Source organism: Sediminibacterium ginsengisoli (genome assembly GCF_900167075.1).
In the GTDB taxonomy this organism is placed as follows: Bacteria; Bacteroidota; Bacteroidia; order Chitinophagales; family Chitinophagaceae; genus Sediminibacterium; species Sediminibacterium ginsengisoli.
Genome location: NZ_FUWH01000002.1, coordinates 399,298 through 420,659 on the forward strand (window position 1 = coordinate 399,298; position 21,362 = coordinate 420,659).

Below are 21,362 nucleotides of genomic sequence, written 5' to 3' on the forward strand. Positions count from 1 at the left end.
TGAAGGATTTTTCTTTGCGGAAACATCCTTCAGTTCTTATCTTTGCGGCGAATTTTGACCACCCTGCAAGTGGTTCTATTGTTAATGGAGCATTCCCGGAAGGGGATGTCAGAAATTTTAAAATATGCCCGTATTACACAACCGTGTGTCCAATGAGGAGCTGAAAGCCCGCCTTATGGACGAGACCTTCCGCAGGGTCACCATCAGCTTTTACCAGTATTTTCCAATCGTCAATCCACAGGAATTCCGTGATGTACTGTATCGTAGCATGAATGAACTGGGTGTGTTCGGACGGATCTATGTTGCCAAAGAAGGGATCAACGCGCAGATCAGTGTTCCGGAACATAATATGGAAGCTTTCAGGTCTTTCCTGTATTCAATTCCGCATCTCGACGGACTCAGACTGAATATTGCCGTGGATGACGACGGTAAAAGTTTCTGGGTACTGAAGATCAAAGTGCGCGACAAGATCGTGGCCGACGGAATCGATGACCCTGCATTCAGCATGGAACGGAAAGGCAAATATGTGAATGCCCGTGAGATGAACGAACTGCTGACTGATCCAAACACCATTGTGATCGATATGCGCAACCATTACGAATATGAAGTAGGTCATTTCGATCGTGCCCTGGAAGTGCCTTCCGATACCTTCCGCGATCAGCTTCCGATGGCAGTGGATATGATGAGGGGAAATGAAGACAAGAATATCATCATGTACTGTACCGGTGGTATCCGCTGCGAAAAAGCCAGCGCCTACATGCTGCACAAAGGATTCGAAAATGTATTCCACCTTGAAGGCGGTATCATCAATTACGCGAAACAAACAAAAGAAGAAGGGCTCGACAGTCGTTTTATAGGAAAGAATTTTGTGTTCGATAACCGTCTTGGCGAAAGGATCACCGAGGATGTGATCGCAAAATGTCACCAGTGCGGTCAGCCCTGCGATACGCATACCAACTGTGCCAATGATGGCTGTCACCTGCTTTTCATACAATGTCCTTCCTGTGCCGCCGAATACGAAGGCTGCTGCAGTAAGGAATGCCATGAAACCATTCACCTGCCGCTGGAAAGACAAAAGGAATTAAGGCAGGGAACAGACAATGGTCAGCATATCTTCAACAAAAGCAAAGCAAGATTACGCCCGCGATTGAACGAAGGAAAATTCTGATAAAGCTGTTTCCCGGGAACTGACTTAGCTGATCTTTACGCCGGCCTGTTCCAGCGCAGCTGCAACATTGGCTTCGATCAGGGCTTTGTCTGGTGTTTCAGGATTAAAAGTCTGGCCGGTTACTTTTTCGAACAGTTCGATATAGCGTTTGCTGATGGTATCGATCCATTCGTCGCTCATATCCGGAACGGTCTGGCCTTCCTTACCCATGAAATTATTGGCGATCAGCCATTCACGTACAAATTCCTTGCTCAGCTGTTTCTGCTTTTCTCCGGAAGCCTGTCTTGCTTCGAAGCCTTCTGCGTAGAAATACCTGGACGAATCCGGGGTATGCACTTCATCCATGAGATAAATGGTATCGCCGATCTTGCCAAACTCATATTTGGTATCTGCAAGGATCAGTCCTCGCGAAGCTGCGATCTCTTTTCCTCTTGCAAAAAGTGCAAGCGCATAGCGTTCCAGCACTTCCCAGTCGGCAGCGCTCACCAGCCCGCGTGCAATGATCTCTTCTTTGGAGATATCTTCATCGTGGCCTTCATCAGCTTTGGTGGAAGGCGTGATGATCGGCGTTGGGAAAAAGTCGTTTTCTTTCAGACCTTCAGGCATAGTAACCCCGCAAAGGGTGCGTAAACCGCTGCTGTAAGTTCTCCAGGCATGACCTACTACGTTTCCGCGCACCACCATTTCAATTTTAAAAGGCGTACACCGTTTCCCGAAAGATACGTTGGGAGCCGGTACGGAAACCAGCCAGTTAGGACAAATATCTTTTGTGGCATCGAGCATAAATGCTGCTATCTGGTTGAGCACCTGTCCTTTAAAAGGGATGGGGCGGGGCAGTATCACATCAAATGCCGAGATGCGGTCGCTGGCAACCATTACCAGCCAGTCGGACTGGATGGTGTAAACATCTCTTACTTTACCGTGGTAAATATTTGTCTGGGCGGGAAACTGAAAAGCTGACATGCTGCAAAAGTAGATAGCGCATTGATAAATAAATAGTAACGTAGTTGGTTTTTCTCAACAAACTATTTCAGCTTGTGGAAAAATTAAATTTTTGCAGGCAGCTAACAAATGGTATTTTGCTATAGATTAAAACTAGCCATATGAGAAGAACCTACAAAAACAGCCTGCTGATGGCGCTGGCAACAACGGCATCGATCGTGGCCGTGGCCCAGCAGAGCACCACCGTTTCCGGAATCATTAAAAATGCGCGGACTCAGGAGGTCATCCCGGCTGTATCAGTAACGGTTAAAGGAAGTTCAACAGGAACATTTACCGATGACAGGGGCGCATTCCGGTTTACAACCGTACAGAAGCTGCCATTGACCCTGGTTATATCATCTGTAGGATTTGCCACAAAAGAAATATCGGTATCCGAAACCAATGCCGGCAGTCTTTCCATCGATATTGAACCAGCATTCACGCTGGGTCAGGATGTGGTTGTGGCGGCATCAAGGGTTGCCGAGCGCATACTCGAATCACCCGTATCCATTGAACGTGTGAGCAGCAGCGCCATCCGTACTGCACCGGCTGCCAACTATTACGATATGATCACCAACCTGAAAGGTGTGGATGTGGTTACTGCCAGTCTTACTTTTAAAAGCGTTGGTACCCGCGGCTTCAACAGCAGCGGTAATACAAGGCTGAACCAGCTGGTTGACGGAATGGACAACCAGGCACCAGGCCTCAACTTTTCGGTAGGTAATGTAAGCGGTCTTACCGAACTGGATGTAGACAACATGGAACTGCTCTCCGGTGCATCTTCGGCACTGTACGGTCCGGGCGGTATGAACGGAACCGTGCTGATCAACAGCAAGAATCCTTTCAAATACCAGGGTCTGAGCGTACAGATCAAACAGGGGATCAATCACATTGATAACTATCAGCGCAATGCAGCTCCTTATTACGACTGGAGTTTCCGCTGGGCCAAAAAAGTATCTGACAAGTTCGCATTCAAAGTAGGCGCACAGTTTATCCAGGCGCAGGACTGGCTTGCGAACCAGACCGATAACTATTCACGCACAACAGGAACGCCGAATGGCCAGGTAATACCAGGCTGGCGCGAAACAGATCCTAACTACGATGGTGTGAATGTGTATGGTGATGAAACCACACAAAATATGAGCACGATCGCAGGTGGCGTGGTGGGTGGATTCCCGAGCACCGTGGTAGCGGCAGCGAACGCTTACCTGGCAGCTAATCCGGGCGCGAAACTGGCTGATCTGAACACCTACCTCACCGGTATCGGAGCAGGTGCTATTGTAACAGGCGGCGGTTCTCCGTTCCTGTATGGTAACAGCCCGAGCCGTAACTACTTCAACAACCAGTCGGTAAGCCGTACCGGTTACAACGAAAAAGACGTGATCGATCCTACAACAGTGAATGTGAAACTGACCGGTGCACTGCATTATAAACTCACCGACAGGATCGAAGCTTCTTTCGTGGCAACATTCGGTACAGGTAACACTGTATATACCGGTAGCGACCGTTACTCTCTGAAAGACCTGAAAATCGGTCAGTATAAAGTGGAACTGAAACACAAGAACTGGTACCTCAGGGCTTATACCACACACGAAAATTCAGGTTCATCGTTCAACGCAACCATCACTACCCGTTTATTCAACGAAGCGTGGAAAGCGAGCACTACATGGTACCCGCAATACATGGGAGCTTACGTAACTGCACGTGATGCAGGAGCGCCAAACATGAACGCACACCTCGCCGCACGTGCATTTGCAGACCAGGGAAGGCCAACCGGTTATATCGGTACCAACCCGCTGTTCATGCAGGTAGCAGGAACCCCGATCTCCAAAAATGGTGGTCTGTTCCTGGATAAATCAAGGCTGAATGTGATCGAAGGTCAGTATAACTTCTCTGAAGACCTGGGTCTTGACAAGCACGGAACCGACTTCCTGATTGGTGCGAGCTACAAGCAGTATGTACTGAATTCCCAGGGAACCCTGTTCGCAGATACCACTGGTAATATCAATATCAATGAATATGGCGGATATGCACAATTATCCCAGCGTTTGCTGAACGATGTACTGAAGATCACAATATCAGGTCGTTACGACAAAAACTCAAATTTCAAAGGCCGTTTCACGCCAAGGGCTTCTGCGGTGGTAAAACTGGCGAAAGACCATAACCTGAGGTTCTCTTACCAGACAGCTTACCGTTTCCCAACCACACAGAACCAGTGGATCAACCTGCTGGTAGGAGGTGGAACACGCCTGATGGGTGGTTTGCCGCAACTGCGCAGCTACTATAACTTCAGCGGTAACAAAGTGTACACTCCTGCAAGCGTGGCAGCATATGGTGCTTCTGTAGGCGGCGGCAGTCCGAACCCGGCCCTGCTGGTAGAACAACAATTCGGAGAGTTCAAGCCGGAGTCAAGCCAGTCTTTCGAAGTAGGTTACAAAGGCCTGATCGGCAAAAGGCTGTTGATCGATGTATATGGTTATGTAGGTAAATACAAGGATTTCATCAGCAGTGTTGCTGTACTGCAATCCAATAACGGAAGCACGCTCGGCCTGCTGAGCGCTTCAACGCGAACAGCTTACAGCATTTCTGTAAACTCACCGGCAGAAGTAACTACCAAGGGCTGGGGAGCATCAGTAGAATACCTGCTGCCTAAGAATTACTCAGTAAGCGGTAATATCTATTCAGACATGATCGGCGACCTGCCTGCAGGCTTCGTATCTTACTTCAATACGCCTAAATACCGTGTAAACCTGGCTGTGAACAACAGCGGTTTCCTGAAAGACGACCGCTTCGGTTTCAGCGTGGTGTACAGGTGGCTGGATAAATTCACTTACGAAGGAACTTTTGCAGTAGGAGATATCCCGGCATACAGCACTCTGGATGCGATGATCAGCTACAAAGTGCCTGCAGCCAAAGCACTCATCAAAGTGGGCGGAACCAATATCCTGAACAAATACTATCGTACAGGCTTCGGTAACCCGCAGATCGGAGGATTATACTATGTAAGCTTCGGCTGGAATGTGTTCTAATAAATACACATGTTATACAAAGAGCCGCTTCCGCCAGGAAGCGGCTCTTTTTTTACGGAAACGATTGCAGAGGTTCTGCGGGCATAAAACGCAAATCCTTTTGGTTTTATACTCGATAATCTTATATTTTTGCCCCTCAATTAATAAACTGCGTATATGCGTTCAATAGCTTTTAGAGAGGCGCTCCGTGAAGCCATGAGTGAAGAAATGAGAAGGGATGACAGGGTCTTCCTGATGGGAGAGGAAGTGGCGGAATACAACGGAGCCTATAAGGTAAGTCAGGGCATGCTGGCCGAATTCGGTGCCAAAAGGGTGATCGATACTCCGATCTCGGAACTCGGTTTCGCTGCGGTAGCAGTTGGTGCTGCCCAGAACGGACTCAGGCCCGTAGTAGAGTTCATGACCTGGAACTTTGCTGTTCTGGCGATGGATCAGATCCTGAATACCGCATCTAAAATGCTGGCAATGAGCGGCGGCCAGATCGGTTGCCCGATCGTATTCCGCGGACCTAACGGAAGCGCAGGCCAGCTCGGAGCACAGCACTCAACCGCTTTTGAAAGCTATTATGCCAATATCCCCGGTATTAAAGTAGTTTCTCCTTCTAACGGCTACGATGCAAAAGGATTGATGAAACAGGCTATCCGTTACGAAGAAGATCCCGTGATCTTCATGGAATCGGAAGTGGGTTACGGGGACAAGAGCGATGTGCCTGATGAAGAATACTATATCCCATTGGGTAAAGCCGATGTAAAGAAAACCGGTAAAGACATTACTATCGTTTCTTTCAATAAAATGATGAAGGTAGCGCTGGGTGCTGCAGCAGAACTCGAAAAAGAAGGCGTAAGCGCTGAAGTGATCGACCTGCGTACCATCCGCCCGCTCGACTGGATGACCATCCTTGAAAGCGTTAAGAAAACAAACCGCCTGGTAATTGTTGAAGAACAATGGCCGTTTGCTTCTGTTTCTTCTGAGATCACTTACCGCATCCAGAAAGAAGGATTCGATTACCTCGATGCCCCGATCCGCCGTATCACCAGCGCAGATGCTCCTATGCACTACGCACCAAACCTGGCAGCACTGGCAATACCGGATGTTTCCCGGACAGTAAAGCTGGTGAAAGAACTGATGTTCACTAAAAAATAAGTGTTGTATCTTTAGATAACTCAATAAACCCGGAACCAGTTTCCGGGTTTTTATTTTGAAAAGGTAAACCATGTCCATGCGCCCATTCCTTCTGTTCTGCCTGCTTCCACTGACTGTATGGGCACAGCAGCCGAAGGCAGATACCACAACATTGCTGGAAGAAGTAACGGTCAGTTCCTTTCACTCAACCGTACGCTGGAAAGAAGCACCTGCTGCAGTGGCCGTTATCGGAAAAGATGAATTGCAGCGTTATGCTCCCGTGTCACTTGTACCTGTTCTGAATATACTGCCCGGCGCAAGAATGGAGGAACGTTCACCCGGCAGTTACAGGCTTTCTGTCCGCGGCAGCCTGCTCCGCTCTCCTTTTGGTGTGCGTAATGTAAAAGTTTACTGGAATCAGCTGCCGCTTACAGACGGTGGTGGCAATACCTACCTCAACCTGGTAGATATGAACAGCATTACCGGCGCAACCCTGCTCAAAGGTCCGGCGGCCAGTATGTACGGAGCAGGTACCGGCGGGGTTTTGCTGCTGAACTCAAACACTGCTTTTTCAGATCGTATTTCCGATGAGGCAGCACTTGCAGTCACCGGCGGTTCTTTCGGTCAGTTTCAGCAAAGGGCTTCCTGGCAGCATACCGGTCCGGGCATCACATCGTCTTTGCAGCAGGTTCACCAGCAGGCAGCTGGTTATCGCGAACAATCTGCCATGCGCCGCGATGCAATCAGCTGGCAGTCGGCCTGGAAATCACAACGCAATCAGTTACGCGCACTGGTATTTTATACAGATCTCTATTACCAGACACCTGGCGGATTAACCTTAGCACAATGGGAAGCCAACCCGGTGCAGGCGCGGCCGCCTGCCGGTGCATTACCCGGAGCGGTGCAGCAAAAAGCTGCCATTTATAACAGAACACTCTTTGCAGGGATACAGGATGAACTCACCATCAGCGACATACTGCGCCTTGCTGCTTTTGTAACCGGGAGCAGAACAGGTTTCAGTAATCCTTTTATCACCAATTATGAGAAAAGGAATGAGACCAACTTTTCTGCGGGGGCTCATATCGGCTATCATAAAAAAGGACCTGCAGGTGAATTCTCATGGATCACGGGAACGGAATGGCTTTATAATCATTCTGCTATCGATAATTATGGTAATAAAGGCGGTATGTCAGACACCATCCAGTACCGGGATCGTGTACATGCACTGCAGTGGTCTGCATTTTCGCAGCTATCTTTCGGTATAACCCGGTGGGAACTGGCTGCAGGCCTGAGCATCAACGAGCAGCGGTTTCGTTACAGGCGCCTGGAAAATATTCAGCATGAACACAAAACCACCGGCATTGTGGCTATGCCGCGTTTTTCGGTATTGTATAAAGTATCGGGAGACTTGTCCTTATATGCAACAGCCGCCCAGGGATTCTCGCCGCCATCTCTAGCGGAACTGCGTCCGTCTGACGGAAATTATTACGGCGATCTCAAGGCTGAGCAGGGCTGGAATTATGAGCTGGGATTCAAAGGGTATCTTTTCAACCAGCGGGGTACGTTTGATATATCCGCTTATTATTTCAGGCTGAGGGATGCGATTGTAAGACGTAACAGTAATACCGGTGCTGAATATTTTGTAAATGCCGGCGGTACCATCCAGAAGGGAACGGAAGCACGCTTTGGCTACCGGTTACCATTGAACGGAAAAGGCTGGCTTCAAACAATTAACGCCTGGTCGAGTTATGCTTTTCAGCCTTATTATTTCGATGATTACAGGCAGGGTAATGCCGATTATTCGGGAAACCCGCTTACCGGTGTGCCACAGCAGGTTATAGCAGCCGGACTGGATCTCACCATGGCTAAAGGATTCTATTTTAATATTTCCGCCAGCCTGGTTTCTTCTTTGCCGCTGAATGATGCAAACGACGAACGCGCAAAAGCGTATCAGCTGCTGCAGGCTAAAGCCGGTTACAAAACGCAGCTTGGTACACAGGAACTGCACGTGTATGCAGGAGCCGATAATCTGCTGGACCAGCGTTATAGCCTCGGTAACGATATCAATGCCGCGGGCCGCCGTTATTACAATGCAGCCGCAGGGAGGAATTTCTTTGCAGGGATCAGCTGGTCGCTGAAGAGAGCGCGGGATTAGATAAAGAGATGGAGGTGGTGAGGGTTGTTTGCAGCGATTATGTTGTGTGACGGAGCAGTTATGGTATTTTAACGAACTTCTATGCCGCCAATACTTACCTTAGCAACTATAATAAACCGTAACAGAACATATGCCGAATATCCTGATAATAGACGATGAAAGAGCGATCCGCAATGTATTGAAAGATATCCTGACCAATGAAGGGTTTAAAGTGGATGAAGCCGCAGACGGCGAGGAAGGCCTGAAAAAAATAGCAGGTGCGTCCTACGATCTGGTACTCTGCGATATCAAAATGCCGAAGATAGACGGACTTGAAGTTCTCCAGAAAGTCACGGAAACCAACCCTGAAACGCCGGTTATCATGATCAGCGGGCATGGTAATATAGAAACGGCAGTGGATGCGGTTAAAAAAGGTGCCTTCGATTATATTTCCAAACCACCGGACCTGAACCGGCTGCTCATTACCATCCGCAATGCGATGGATAAGACCAGCCTTGTAAAAGAGACCCGCGTATTAAAACGCAAAGTGGCCAAAGTGCAGGAGATCATCGGTGAAAGTGAAGCGATCCTGAAGATCAAAGAAACGATTGAGAAAGTGGCTCCAACGGATGCCAGGGTGCTGGTAACAGGTGAGAACGGCAGCGGGAAAGAACTGGTAGCCAGGTGGCTGCATGCCAAAAGCAACCGTTCCGAAGGGCCGATGGTAGAAGTGAACTGTGCGGCTATTCCGTCGGAACTGATCGAAAGTGAATTGTTCGGACATGAGAAAGGTTCTTTTACCTCAGCCATCAAACAACGCATCGGGAAGTTTGAACAGGCCAGTGGCGGTACGCTGTTCCTGGATGAGATCGGTGATATGAGCCTAAGCGCCCAGGCCAAGGTATTGCGCGCTTTGCAGGAAGGAAAGATAACAAGAGTTGGCGGCGACAAGGAGATCGCTGTGGATGTAAGGGTAGTGGCTGCCACCAATAAAGACCTGCTGAAAGAAGTGGAAGAGAAGAATTTCCGCCTCGACCTTTATCACCGGCTGGGAGTGATACTGATCCATGTTCCATCGCTCAACCAGCGCCGGGATGATATTCCGCTGCTGGTAAACAAGTTCCTGGCAGATATCGCAGACGAATACGGCCAGGCGGTAAAGTCCATCAGCAAAGACGCGATCAAAACCCTGCAGGAGCACAACTGGACCGGTAATATCCGGGAACTGCGCAATGTGGTGGAAAGGCTGGTGATCCTTTCGGGCAAAGAGATCGCTGCAACCGACGTAAAAACCTATGTGTAAGACTGTAAGGAAACAGACTTCACGGATACTTATATTTAAGAAAACTTTTCTGTTTAAATCCGGTGGGAGTGAACGAAAAGGATATTTTTGTTGATACTTAATATGTAATTATGGGCTTATTTCTACTAATTATCGGTACGATCGGCTGGCATGTGGGGATGTACGGCATGTTTAAAAAAGCAGGCATTACACCCTGGAAAGCATTTATTCCTTTCTACAACACATGGCTCATTGTTGAAAAGACCCATATCCGCAAATACTGGTTCTGGCTGCAGCTGATCCCTATTGCCGGTCAGTTCATCACGATCTGGATCACTATTATTTTCGTGATGCATTTCAAAAAGTTCAACCTGCTGCAGCATACGGCGGTTGTATTGTTCCCTTTTATTTATTTCCCTTATCTCGGATTTTCACCGAATGAGAAATGGTATGGTGAAGAAGGTTTCCGCAGTTATAAAAAACCGGTGTCCCGTGAATGGATCGATGCCGGTGTGTTTGCTGTAGTGGCTGCCACCATCATCCGCACATTTATTTTTGAAGCGTATGTGATCCCTACGGAAAGTATGGAGAAAACCTTGCTGGTAAATGATTTCCTGTTCGTGAATAAAATGACCTATGGTGCAAGGATCCCGCAGACACCGCTGAGTTTTCCTTTTGTGCATAATACCATGCCCTTCTCACAAACTACACCTTCCTATATTAAAGCGGTACAGCTGCCTTACAAACGCCTTCCCGCTTTTACTGAAGTGACACGCAATGATGTTGTGGTGTTTAATGTGCCTGCGGCCGATACCATCATCAACCTGCCGGAATTCGGAAGCAAGGAATTGTATTACGATGTACTGCGCCGGGATTTCAAAGGCGACAGGGCTGCACTGGAAGCGCAGTATCCTATCCTTGTTCACCCGATGGATAAAACGGATAACTATATCAAACGATGCGTAGCGGTTGGCGGCGATGAATTGCAGGTGAAGAACGGGCTGCTGATGATCAATGGTCAGCCGGCTCCTTTCCCGGCAGGATCCCAGACAGAATATGTGGTGGAAACCAGCGGACCTTTTACCGCCGAGTTCCTGAAAGAGAACCTGAATATCGATGTGGAAGATACCAAGGGACAGATCATGATGCTTGAAGGTAAACAAGGTGCATACAAGATCAATATGACGCCTTCAGAAGCGGAACTGGTAAAAAAACAGCCCAATGTGACTGCGGTGAATCTTTACGTAGATACCTATGTTGGTTATACATTCCCGAATGATGAAGCAAACTTTCCATGGACCATCGATAATTACGGTCCGGTTAAAGTACCTAAAAAAGGTGATGTGATTACGCTGACCGCGCAGAACATTTCTCTCTACAGAAGGCTTATTGCCACCTACGAAGGCAACAAGCTGGAAGAAATTAACGGTAAATTCATAATCAACGGAAAAGAGACCAATACCTATACTACCAGGTACACCTATTACTGGATGATGGGAGATAACCGTCACCGCAGCCAGGACAGCCGTTTCTGGGGTTTTGTGCCTGAAACACATATCGTAGGAAAGGCTTCATTTATCTGGTTCAGCTGGGACAAAGGCCCGCGCTGGAAACGTCTTTTCAACGGCATTAAATAAACTGACAGGTACAGCTCATCCACCGGTGACCTATATGGAAAATTGCCCGGATTAGCGTATCTTTAGTTACCGGAGGGGTCCTCACAGCGTAAGCTATGAGGACTTTTTCGTCTAAACCAGTTTAGTATGAGTCACAAGCAATATACATTCCACTTTGAGGAGTATGATTCAGTTGAAGAACTTGCGGCCGGAGATGCAGCATTGCTGAAAGAGGCAAGGGAGGTAACAGAGATCGCTTATGCTCCTTATTCCAGTTTTAAAGTGGGCGCCGTTGCCAGGCTTGCCAATGGTGAAAAAGTGATCGGCAGTAACCAGGAAAATGCCAGTTATCCTGTAGGGATCTGTGCAGAGCGGGTACTGCTTTCCGCTGCATCGGCGCTGCATCCTGCCGTGCCTGTTGATACCATCGCTATCAGTTATCATAACCTCCATGGCAGCAGCGATGCGCCGGTTTCACCCTGCGGTCTTTGCAGGCAGTCACTCCTGGAGCATGAAACAAGGTTCAGTCACCCTGTCCGCATTATTCTCAGCGGCATGGAAGGCAAAGTATTGGTAATACCAGCTGCTTCAATGCTTTTGCCGCTCAGTTTTACGCGTGAAAACATGAAATAAAGAAACCGGTCACCTGATCAGTACGGTTGTGCCTTTCATAGCCACTTTCTTTCCCGTATCCTTATCTGTGTATTCCAGTGCCCATACATAAGTGCCGCTGGGCTGGGGAACATTATTAACGCGTCCATCCCATTTTTTAGGCCATTCTCTTGCTTCGAAAAGCACCTGCCCGTAACGGTTGTAAATAATGAAACGAAGGTCTGCTGCTTTATAGGCATTGAGCGGATAGAGATAATCGTTCAACCCGTCACCATTGGGTGTAAATGCTGTTGGAACCGCTACATAGCAGGTATTCAGCACCAGGATATTTTTAGTAGCCGTATCAGCGCAGCGGCCATTGGATGCGATCAGTCTTACAGGATAACGCGTCTGCCTTGCATTCAGCGGGTATCGCTGGGCAGGAGGTGCCTGCTGTGCACTGGTAGTGCCATTGCCAAAATTCCATTGCCAGGATTGTAACTGCAGCGCACTGCGCGAAGCATCGGTAAAAAGCAGGGTGTCGGTAGGGCATAGAGTGTCCTTGCTGTTAAAAGCTGCCTTAATGGTAAAGTCTGGCAGAACTACCTGTTGGCGGGCCGTATCCGTACAGATTCCGTTTGTAACTGTGAGCAATACCTCCCTCGTTCCGAACGTGCTGAAACGCATCACAGGATTCTGAATGGTACTGCTTTTGCCATCGTCCAGCATCCAGTTCCATTTATTCGCATTGCCGTTCCCATTGTGACGCAGCAATAGCGTATCATATTTACAGCCTGCATTTACTGTAGCTGTAAATACAGTTGCATCAGTAATGTCGGCGGTTGTGAAACGGAGGGTGGAATTGGCTGGCGTTGTCATGCCGCATTCATCTGTAAGTGTATTGCCGTCACTGCCATTTACGAGTGTGATGGTAAACAGACCATTGGTGCGGATAGGAGTGGTCAGTATCAGCCGTATGGTTGTAGTTACACCGCTTACACAAATACCTTCCGCTTTTCTGACGCTAACAGGGGCGGGACCTGTTATACGGAAATCGCTTCCGTCTGCTGCGATCGTACTGCAATCCATAGGCTTGCTGAAAACAAGCTCCAGTGTGTCCTTTATGCAGATCACCGGTTTGATACTGTCCATCAGTGTTGGAACCAGTGCAATAAAATTGAATTTAGCAGTTGCACCTGCAGCGAGCCCGGTACCGCAGTTATCGAGCAGGGTATTGCCATCGGAGCCTGTCTGAGCGGTAACGGTATAGTTGCCGGGAGACAGGGGGGCGCTCAGTCTGAGCATGATCGTATCCGAATCGAAATTGCCGTTACAGCCATTGCCTGAAGCGGAAACAATGGTTACGCCGGCAGGGCCGTTAATGGTAAAGTCAGAACCATCGGCTGCAATGCTTTTACAATCGATCCTTTTATTGAGGATCACCAGTGCTTCTGTGCCGTCGCACACGGCATAGGCTTTTTGTATAAGTGGTGCTATGGGATTTACAATGCTGGCCGTACCGCCCTGGAAGCTGAGCGTATAACCCAGTTCATTCTGGGTATAGTGACTGATCAGTAAAAGGTATTCATGGCCTTGGATCAGGTTAGGCATTGTGCTGAAGGTAGAAATATTATCCTTGGGGTCAGATCCGCAGGTATATACGGCAGTGCCTGCGGCAGATGCTCCTGTTGGTCCGTAGGTGCCTGCCCAGTTAGCTACTACCATCATGGAATGATCAGTAAAAACATCGTTCGGATCACGGTTGGTGATATCGAAGATCTGCCAGTCGTAATCTTCATCAACGGTACCGATCGGGTTCAATGTAAAACCGAGTGTACCTGCCTGGTAACAGGTAAAACGATACCAGAAAGGCCTGTTAACGGAGACAAAAGTACCGGGCAGGCAACGGTTGCCCGTTGGAATAGCGCTGTTGGTGCAGGCCGCCACGCTGGTCTGGGTGAATGAAGTGGTTCCGCAGATCGGGTATGCTGTATTAGGGTTCTGACCAAGTGCAGTGCAGGGTTGTGCAACAGCTTCTGAAAGGCTGAACACACAAACCAATATGAAAAGAATGAACCTGGTATACCGCATCGTTCAAAAATAAAACACTACTGATAGCGCAGTGCCTGAATAATGATAAGCGGAATATGCTTTGTAACGGAGGCCTGCATCTTATAGACCTTTTATGCAGTGGTAACGTTGCTTGGGCATCAGAAGAGTGTCTGAACACCATGTGCGATCTTGAACTCGTGCTGGAGCAGCCATTTCTTACGCCACATGCCACCCCCGTAACCGGTAAGCGAACTATCGCTGCCAATAACGCGATGACAGGGAACGATAATAGCGAGCTTGTTTTTGCCGTTGGTGCTGGCTGCTGCGCGGATTACTTTCGGGTCGCCGAGTCTTTTGGCAAGATCCATATAACTGATGGTGCGGCCATACGGGATTTCGATCAGTTCACCCCATACTCTTTTCTGGAACTCGGTGCCTTCCTGGTGTACGGGAACGGTGAATATGCGACGGCTGCCATGAAAAAATTCGATGAGTTGTTCGGTGCATTGGTGCATTACTTCGGTAATGCCGGGTTCGCCATGCGAAAGCTGGTCGGCATTATCGAGAAAAGTGAGTTCGCCGATGAACTGTTCCGTACCACCTATTTTCAGCAAGCCGATCGGACTTTCATAATAGGTATAATGCAGTTCATTCATGGTAATTTTTTTGGTGCAGGTTAGCCGATCCGCTGCCCGTTGGCCACTCTGGTATCAGGCTGTAATAAAATTACCTGATTATTTTCATCATACACACCTAAAACCAGGCATTCACTGAAAAAATTAGCGATCTGTTTGGGCGGGAAATTCACCACGGCCACCACCTGCTTCCCGATCAGCGCTTCTTTCGGATAATGATGGGTGATCTGGGCCGAGGATCTTTTGATGCCCAGAGGGCCAAAATCGATCGTCAGCTGGTAGGCAGGTTTTTTTGCTTTGGGAAAATCTGTAACTTCCGTGATACATCCGCTGCGGATATCTATTTTTTCAAAATCGTCCCAGTTGATCATTGTTTTTTATCAAAATTAAAATAATTACCTATGAAACGTACAGCAACCGCCGTTTGGAATGGTTCCGGTAAAGAAGGCAGCGGCCATCTTACCACCCAGAGCACTACACTCAATCAGACGCAGTATTCATTCAATTCCCGCTTTGCAGAAGGGGTGGGCACCAACCCTGAAGAGCTGATGGCGGCCGCCCATGCAGGCTGTTTTACCATGAAGCTGAGCTTTGTGCTGGGCGCCGCAGGTTTTACACCTGAATCACTGGAAACACAGTGCACCATTTCCCTGGAAGATGGTTCCATTACCGGTTCTCATCTTGTATTGAAAGCAAAAGTGCCGGGTATTACCGAAGAGCAGTTCCAGGCGGCTGCGGCAGATGCAAAAGCGAATTGCCCGGTGAGCAAAGCGTACAATACGAATATTACACTTGAAGCATCACTTGCATAAGAAGCAATGTAAAATTTGTGAAAGTGTCCTCTGCTGAGGGCACTTTTTTCATTAGTATGTTTACTGGTCGAGCAGTTCTGCAAGACTGAGTAATTCCTGCTGCTTGTATTCGTTGGATGGCCTTGTGAAGCATTTGGAAAGTTCGGAAAGCAATAACTGGATGATGCGCTTGTGCGATTTGGGTTTGAAATATGCCTGCGAAGGTTCAACAGAACTGCGTTTGAAATAATTTTCTATATCAGCATGTGAAAATGCTTGTCCGGATGTACCGTCTACAAAAAAATGGATCTTGTCCTGGATCGGCCCTTTGTAAGTAGCCGGATCGTAATCGGAATGATAAAAAGCAATGATGCATTGCTGCGGAATGTTGATGATCCGCGCATTGATCTCCAGTTGTTCGCACATCACCTGATAAAGGATGCCATTGCTTAATGCATTCCCTTTTTTAGCCTCAAGCACTTTATGCAGGAAAAAATCATCTGGATTATTGTATTGCGTTTCGATTCCCTTCAGGTTATAGTAATTGTACATGATACTGGAAAGCACGTTGGCCTGTTCCAGCGGTGTGAGAAAGCTGTTCAGTTCCAGCCATACATTGCGCCTGATCTTTTCAATATCCTGCAGTACAGGTGTAGTGTGAAGGTCGGGATACTGGAACTTGCATACCAGTAATGCTCCAAACAGCAGATCGTGGTAAGCACTGTCGCGCCACTCGCAGAGATCATGCACCAGATCGCCGTAATGCAGCCTGTGGATGATCATTTCTATTCTTTCCTGTATATCTTCATTGAGGGTCGTTTCCCAGAGGTGCTCGAGGTTGGGGATGATACCTTTTCCATAGCCTACCAGTTTTTCAGAAATGGTGGCATACACTTCCTCATCAGGATCATCGATAAGGGTAAACAGTGCATTTATTTCTCTGGTCTGCTGCATATAAAAGCCATTGGGGGGCGAATGGGGCGAAATGTCCGCAATTCCAACTCAAACTAAATTAATTTTTTGCAAACAAACGGTTATAAGTTATTCAACAGGTGTGGAAATATGTTATTTATTCTGAATAATAAATATGAGTGTTCCTACGTTGACTTTTTTTCGGCGTAAAAACAAGATTTAACAGCTTTCACAACCGTATAAGAAGTAACTTGTGCCCGTTATAACAGCAACGAGCTATGTCACAGATCACTATTCCTAAATTCCCTTCAGTAAAGCAATCGCTTCATACTGAACTCAAGAAGCGTGTGCAGCAGTATTTTGATGAAAGAGGTATTGATGCAACCGGTAACCCCAAATTGTTTACAAAAGCGATCCTGATGGTGATCGGTTTTGTGCTTGTTTACCTTCATCTGCTCCTCTTTACCCCGGTCTGGTATATCGCTGTTGCAGAGTGTGTGATCCTGGGCGGGTTTATTGCCGCCATCGGTTTTAATGTGATGCACGACGGCAGCCACGGCAGTTTCAGCACCAATAAAGTGGTGAACAAAATAGCTGCTTCATCTATCAGCCTGCTTGGTGCTAACCACTTCATGTGGAATATGAAACATAATATGATCCACCACAGTTTTACCAATGTAGACGGTGTGGATGATGATATCGAGGTCGGCATACTGATGCGCATGGCCCCTACACAAAAGCATTACAAGGCGCATAAGTTCCAGCATTTTTATTTCTGGGTTCTTTATATGCTGCTCTATGTATTCTGGATATTCTTTGCCGATTACAAAAAATACTTCTCCCGTAAAATCGGGAATGTGCCGTTGAAAAAGATGAGTATGGCCGATCATCTCGAATTCTGGGGTGTTAAAGTTTACCATGCAGCCGTATTCATTGTAATACCGATCATAGCAGTGGGCTGGTTAAGCTGGCTCGTAGGTTTCCTGGTAATGAGCCTGGTAGCCGGGTTCATCCTGAGTATCGTATTCCAGCTGGCGCATACGGTAGAACATACCGAATTCCCGGTTGCTGATATAGAAACCAATAAACTGCCTGATGAATTTGCAGCGCATCAGATCAAAACCACGGCCAATTTCGCTACACGTAACAAACTGGTAAGCTGGCTGGTAGGCGGACTGAACTTCCAGATCGAACACCACCTTTTCCCTAAAATATCGCACGTTCACTACCCCGCTATCAGCGAGATCGTGAGAAATGTATGCCGCGAATACCAGCTGCAGTACATTGAATATCCGACCATGCGCAAAGCAGTGGTAGCACACGTACGTTTCCTGCGTCAGATGGGCAGGGCTTAATCAGGTTAAGATCATAACATGGTATAAAAAGAAAAGATGCGCATTGCGCATCTTTTCTTTTTATACGGAACCGGTTTGCTTATGCCGGCCCGCGGTATCCGGTACTTACTTTTTCGTTGTTTTTTTAGCAGCCGCTTTCTTTGCAGCTGCTTTTTTCGGTGCTGCTTTTTTAGCAGCCGCTTTTTTAGCAGGAGCTTTGGCCTTCTTTGCAAAAGCATTGGGTACCTGTTCTTCGATCATTTTCTTCACCGATTCAAGGTCTACATCTGCCAGGCTTTCTGCCGTGTATTTATTACCATCTGCAGCTTTACCCAGCTTCAGCATTTTTTTGTTGAAGCGGATGAATGGCCCCCATCTTCCGTTCTCAATAGCAATTTTTTCCTCCGGCCATTGTTTGATAAAACGGTTTGATTCTTTTTCCAGTTTTTTCTCTACCAGTTCATCGATGTCCTTTTGTGTAAGCGCATCGAAATTATAAGCACGGGGGATATTGATGTAGATATTGTTCCATTTGATAAAAGGTCCGAAACGGCCCTTGCCCTTGGTGACGGGGAGTTCCTGGTAATAGCCGATCGGTGCATCGGCCTGCTGTTTTTCATTGATCAGTTCGATCGCTCTTTCAAGTTCCATCGTATGCAGGTCTTCGCCTTTCGGAATGGAAATGAACTGCTCGCCCAGTTTTACATAAGGGCCGAAACGACCCACATTCACCGATACTTCCTGGCCTTCATACTCACCCAGTACGCGGGGTAGTGCAAACAGCTGCATCGCATCTTCGAGGCTGATGGTTTCGATGCTCTGGTCTGCTTTCAGCTTGGCAAAACGTGGTTTTTCTTCATCCTCTGCATGGCCGATCTGTACCATCGGGCCATAACGTCCCATTCTTGCGATCACTTTCTTGCCGGAAACTTCATCGATACCCAATTCCCTTTCACCTTTGGCTCTTTCCGCGGTTTCGAGGGTATGTTCAATGTTATTGTGAAAGGGTTTGTAAAACTCATCAATCACATCACTCCAGGTTACTTTGCCATCGGCAATGCTGTCGAAATCCTGTTCTATCCTCGCCGTGAAACCAAAGTCCATTACTTTCTGAAAATGTTGTTTCAGGAAGTCGGTCACTACAATGCCAAGGTCGGTAGGGAAGAGCTTGGATTTTTCTGCGCCGGTATTTTCAGTGAAAGTTTCTTTGCTGAGTTTATCGTTTTTGTCTAGCCTGAGCAATTGGGTTTCCCTTTTCACCCCTTCCTTGTCCCTTTTTTCTACATAATTTCTTTTGATAATGGTAGAAATAGTAGGTGCATAGGTTGAAGGACGGCCTATGCCGAGCTCTTCGAGTTTTTTAACCAGCGAAGCTTCCGTATACCTTGGTGCTGGGCGGGTGAATTTTTCAGTGGCGGTCATTTCCCTGAAGTCTGGCTGCTGGTTCACGCTCAGCGGGGGGAGCATTCCTTCTGCATCCTCATCATCCTCATCATCCTTGCCTTCGAGGTATACTTTCAGGAAGCCGTCGAATTTCATTACTTCCCCGGTTGCAGTAAGGGATTCGTTATTGGTGGAAATATTGATTTTGGCGATGGTCTTTTCAAATTCCGCATCGCTCATCTGTGAAGCGATGGTTCTTTTCCAGATCAGTTCGTAGAGGCGGCGGGTTTCTTCATCGGCCACGCTCCTGTTACTCATATAAGTAGGACGGATCGCTTCGTGTGCTTCCTGCGCGCTTTCGTTCTTGTTTTTGAAGCGGCGCGGCTGGTAGTACTGATCGCCATAACTATTGGTCACTTCTTTCTGTATATCCTGCATGGCCGTATCGCTCAGGTTTACACTGTCGGTACGCATGTAGGTGATCATACCGCTTTCGTAAAGTTTCTGCGCCAGCAGCATGGTTTTACTCACGCCGTAACCCAGCTTGCGGGAGGCTTCCTGCTGCAGGGTGGATGTGGTGAATGGTGCGGTGGGCGTTCTTTTAGCAGGTTTTACGGTGATATCCGCTACCGTATAACGTGCACCTGCACAGGATTCGAGGAATGACTGTGCTGTAGCCTGGCTGGCTACTTTCGCAGGTCCTTCGGCTTTAAAACCTACAGGCCTGCCGTTGATATCGGGTGCAGTAAAAAAAGCTTCGATCTTATAGCTGCTTTCCGCGGTAAAATGGTTGATCTCGCGCTCTCTTTCAACAATCAGTCTAACGGCCACACTTTGCACACGACCGGCGCTGAGACTGCGCTGCATACCTATTTTGCGCCAGAGAACGGGGCTCAGTTCAAAACCCACCAGCCTGTCCAGCACCCGGCGGGCCTGCTGGGCGTTCACGAGGTTCATATTGATACGGCGGGGATTATCAACCGCTTTGCGGATGGCCGGCGCCGTGATCTCATGGAAAACAATTCTTTTGGTCTTGGCAGGATCGAGGCCCAGCACTTCTGCCAGGTGCCAGCTGATGCTTTCTCCTTCACGGTCCTCATCCGATGCCAGCCATACTTCGTCAGATTTCTTAGCCAGTTGTTTCAGTTCGCGCACCACTCTTTCTTTCTCATCCGGAACGATGTAACGCGGCTGGTAATGGTTGTTCAGGTCAATACCCATATCGTCCTTTTCCAGGTCACGGATATGACCATAACAGCTTTTTACCTCGAAATCCTTACCCAGGATCTTCTCGATGGTTTTGGCCTTTGCAGGCGACTCAACAATCAATAAATTCTTTGCCATGTACTGCAATATTAGGCGAAACCGGGAAAACACAAAAAATGTTACTGATATTCCCTGTCTGCCGGAAGTCTTTCACAAAGATGTTAATGCACTGTTTTTCAGCCGGCGGCAGTGTCTGTAAGAAAGCGGATCACCTGGTTTTTTACCTCTTTATCGTGGTAGATCCGGTTATGACCGAGCCCGTCTGTAGCAATGAACTGTAAATTCTGAGGTGGCGTTTCGCGGACAGGCAGGGTATCATCGAAAGGGCAGATCGCGTCCTGTTTATCATGGATCCACAGCACCTGCATCGGTAAAAGAGGTACGATGCGGCTGGCAGAATAGTAATTCAGCGGCTGATTGGCCACTTTTTCAATGACCTGCGCAAAAAGCGATTTTACTTCAGCACGGATACGCAGCATTTTACAAAAATGATCGAAAGCAGTGGTTGTTTCCGTTGCCGGTGCAATGAGGACGATCTTTTTGTCGGGGTTGACCGGCTGACTCAGCTGTTCCATAGCGAGTGTAGTGGAAAGTGCGCCGAGGGAGTGTGCAATGATGCCATCGAAAGGCCCGAATGATTTTTCAATGCCGATAATTGTATCGCGGTAAAGAATTGCATTGATCTGGCTGCCCTCACTTTCACCGTGGGCGGGAGCATCGAATGCGAATACTTCAAAGCCTTCCTGTGTAAGCAGGGAAACGTATTTTTCAAATTTATAGCTCTGGCTGCTGAAGCCGTGAACGATCAGTACTTTTTTGCCATTGGGTGTGGCGCGGGATGTCCAGTGAAATCCTTTAACCTTCAACCCGTTCACCGGCAGTGATACTTTCAGCGCTTTGTGGAAGAGCGGCGGCATTTTGCGCAACCGGCTGCCGGGATAAGGTGTGCAGAAGAGCCTGAATGCGCTGGCCGCGGCTTTGTCAGGAGAAAGCATGCCGATCGTACGCAATTTGGTGCGGTAATAGCCAATCACAACTCTTTGTGCTAATTTCATGTCCATAATAC

The 21,362-nt window shown here is 47.9% G+C and carries 16 protein-coding genes; 9 read left to right on the plus strand and 7 right to left on the minus strand.

Annotation, left to right across the window (positions count from 1 at the left end; all coding sequences use genetic code 11):
- Positions 1–124 precede the first annotated feature (124 nt).
- Complete coding sequence (gene trhO, locus B5D42_RS04855; RefSeq protein ID WP_078830316.1) at positions 125–1,168, plus strand: oxygen-dependent tRNA uridine(34) hydroxylase TrhO; 1,044 nt, start codon at positions 125–127, stop codon at positions 1,166–1,168.
- Positions 1,169–1,192: 24 nt separating this feature from the next.
- On the opposite strand, the gene B5D42_RS04860 is transcribed toward trhO, so the two are convergent.
- Positions 1,193–2,131: a phosphoribosylaminoimidazolesuccinocarboxamide synthase gene (locus B5D42_RS04860; RefSeq protein WP_078830317.1), complete on the minus strand. Its 939-nt coding sequence runs from the start codon at positions 2,129–2,131 to the stop codon at positions 1,193–1,195.
- Between the two features lie 140 nt (positions 2,132–2,271).
- Between B5D42_RS04860 and B5D42_RS04865 the strand changes: the two genes are divergently transcribed.
- The 6 genes from B5D42_RS04865 (at position 2,272) to B5D42_RS04890 (ending at position 11,965) form a co-directional block, all read left to right on the plus strand.
- Positions 2,272–5,178, plus strand: coding sequence for a TonB-dependent receptor (locus B5D42_RS04865; protein ID WP_078830318.1), 2,907 nt, complete (start codon positions 2,272–2,274; stop codon positions 5,176–5,178).
- 156 nt (positions 5,179–5,334) lie between these two features.
- On the plus strand, positions 5,335–6,321 hold the full coding sequence (locus B5D42_RS04870) for a pyruvate dehydrogenase complex E1 component subunit beta (protein WP_078830319.1): 987 nt from the start codon (positions 5,335–5,337) through the stop codon (positions 6,319–6,321).
- 76 nt (positions 6,322–6,397) lie between these two features.
- Positions 6,398–8,455 (plus strand): TonB-dependent receptor, encoded by a 2,058-nt coding sequence (locus tag B5D42_RS04875; protein WP_176112903.1) that lies wholly within the window; start codon positions 6,398–6,400, stop codon positions 8,453–8,455.
- A gap of 130 nt (positions 8,456–8,585) precedes the next feature.
- Positions 8,586–9,737 carry a sigma-54-dependent transcriptional regulator gene (locus B5D42_RS04880; RefSeq protein ID WP_078830321.1) on the plus strand — a complete coding sequence of 384 codons (1,152 nt, stop codon included), beginning with the start codon at positions 8,586–8,588 and terminating at the stop codon, positions 9,735–9,737.
- Positions 9,738–9,847: 110 nt separating this feature from the next.
- Positions 9,848–11,353: a signal peptidase I gene (gene lepB, locus B5D42_RS04885; protein ID WP_078830322.1), complete on the plus strand. Its 1,506-nt coding sequence runs from the start codon at positions 9,848–9,850 to the stop codon at positions 11,351–11,353.
- Positions 11,354–11,479: 126 nt separating this feature from the next.
- Positions 11,480–11,965 (plus strand): cytidine deaminase, encoded by a 486-nt coding sequence (locus B5D42_RS04890; protein WP_078830323.1) that lies wholly within the window; start codon positions 11,480–11,482, stop codon positions 11,963–11,965.
- A 9-nt stretch (positions 11,966–11,974) separates the two neighbouring features.
- On the opposite strand, the gene B5D42_RS04895 is transcribed toward B5D42_RS04890, so the two are convergent.
- The 3 genes from B5D42_RS04895 to B5D42_RS04905 all read right to left on the minus strand — a co-directional run bounded on the left by B5D42_RS04895 (position 11,975) and on the right by B5D42_RS04905 (position 14,981).
- Positions 11,975–14,014, minus strand: coding sequence for a T9SS type B sorting domain-containing protein (locus B5D42_RS04895; RefSeq protein ID WP_078830324.1), 2,040 nt, complete (start codon positions 14,012–14,014; stop codon positions 11,975–11,977).
- A gap of 119 nt (positions 14,015–14,133) precedes the next feature.
- A complete protein-coding gene (locus tag B5D42_RS04900; RefSeq protein WP_078830325.1) occupies positions 14,134–14,631 on the minus strand; it encodes a methylated-DNA--[protein]-cysteine S-methyltransferase in 498 nt (165 codons plus the stop codon).
- Positions 14,632–14,651: 20 nt separating this feature from the next.
- Positions 14,652–14,981, minus strand: a complete 330-nt coding sequence (locus tag B5D42_RS04905) for a tRNA-binding protein (protein ID WP_078830326.1) — start codon at positions 14,979–14,981, stop codon at positions 14,652–14,654.
- A gap of 30 nt (positions 14,982–15,011) precedes the next feature.
- Here B5D42_RS04905 and B5D42_RS04910 point away from each other — a divergent pair, with 30 nt between their 5' ends.
- Positions 15,012–15,422, plus strand: a complete 411-nt coding sequence (locus B5D42_RS04910) for an OsmC family protein (protein WP_078830327.1) — start codon at positions 15,012–15,014, stop codon at positions 15,420–15,422.
- 60 nt (positions 15,423–15,482) lie between these two features.
- Here B5D42_RS04910 and B5D42_RS04915 read toward each other — a convergent pair whose 3' ends face one another.
- A complete protein-coding gene (locus tag B5D42_RS04915; RefSeq protein ID WP_078830328.1) occupies positions 15,483–16,355 on the minus strand; it encodes a transglutaminase family protein in 873 nt (290 codons plus the stop codon).
- 236 nt (positions 16,356–16,591) lie between these two features.
- On the opposite strand from B5D42_RS04915, the gene B5D42_RS04920 reads away from it, so the two are divergent.
- Positions 16,592–17,668, plus strand: a complete 1,077-nt coding sequence (locus B5D42_RS04920) for a fatty acid desaturase family protein (protein WP_078830329.1) — start codon at positions 16,592–16,594, stop codon at positions 17,666–17,668.
- Positions 17,669–17,773: 105 nt separating this feature from the next.
- Here B5D42_RS04920 and topA read toward each other — a convergent pair whose 3' ends face one another.
- The gene (gene topA / locus B5D42_RS04925) at positions 17,774–20,374 is read right to left on the minus strand and encodes a type I DNA topoisomerase (RefSeq protein ID WP_078830330.1); all 2,601 of its coding nucleotides are present in this window, start codon (positions 20,372–20,374) and stop codon (positions 17,774–17,776) included.
- Positions 20,375–20,472: 98 nt separating this feature from the next.
- A complete protein-coding gene (locus B5D42_RS04930; RefSeq protein ID WP_078830331.1) occupies positions 20,473–21,357 on the minus strand; it encodes an alpha/beta hydrolase in 885 nt (294 codons plus the stop codon).
- Positions 21,358–21,362: the final 5 nt, after the last annotated feature.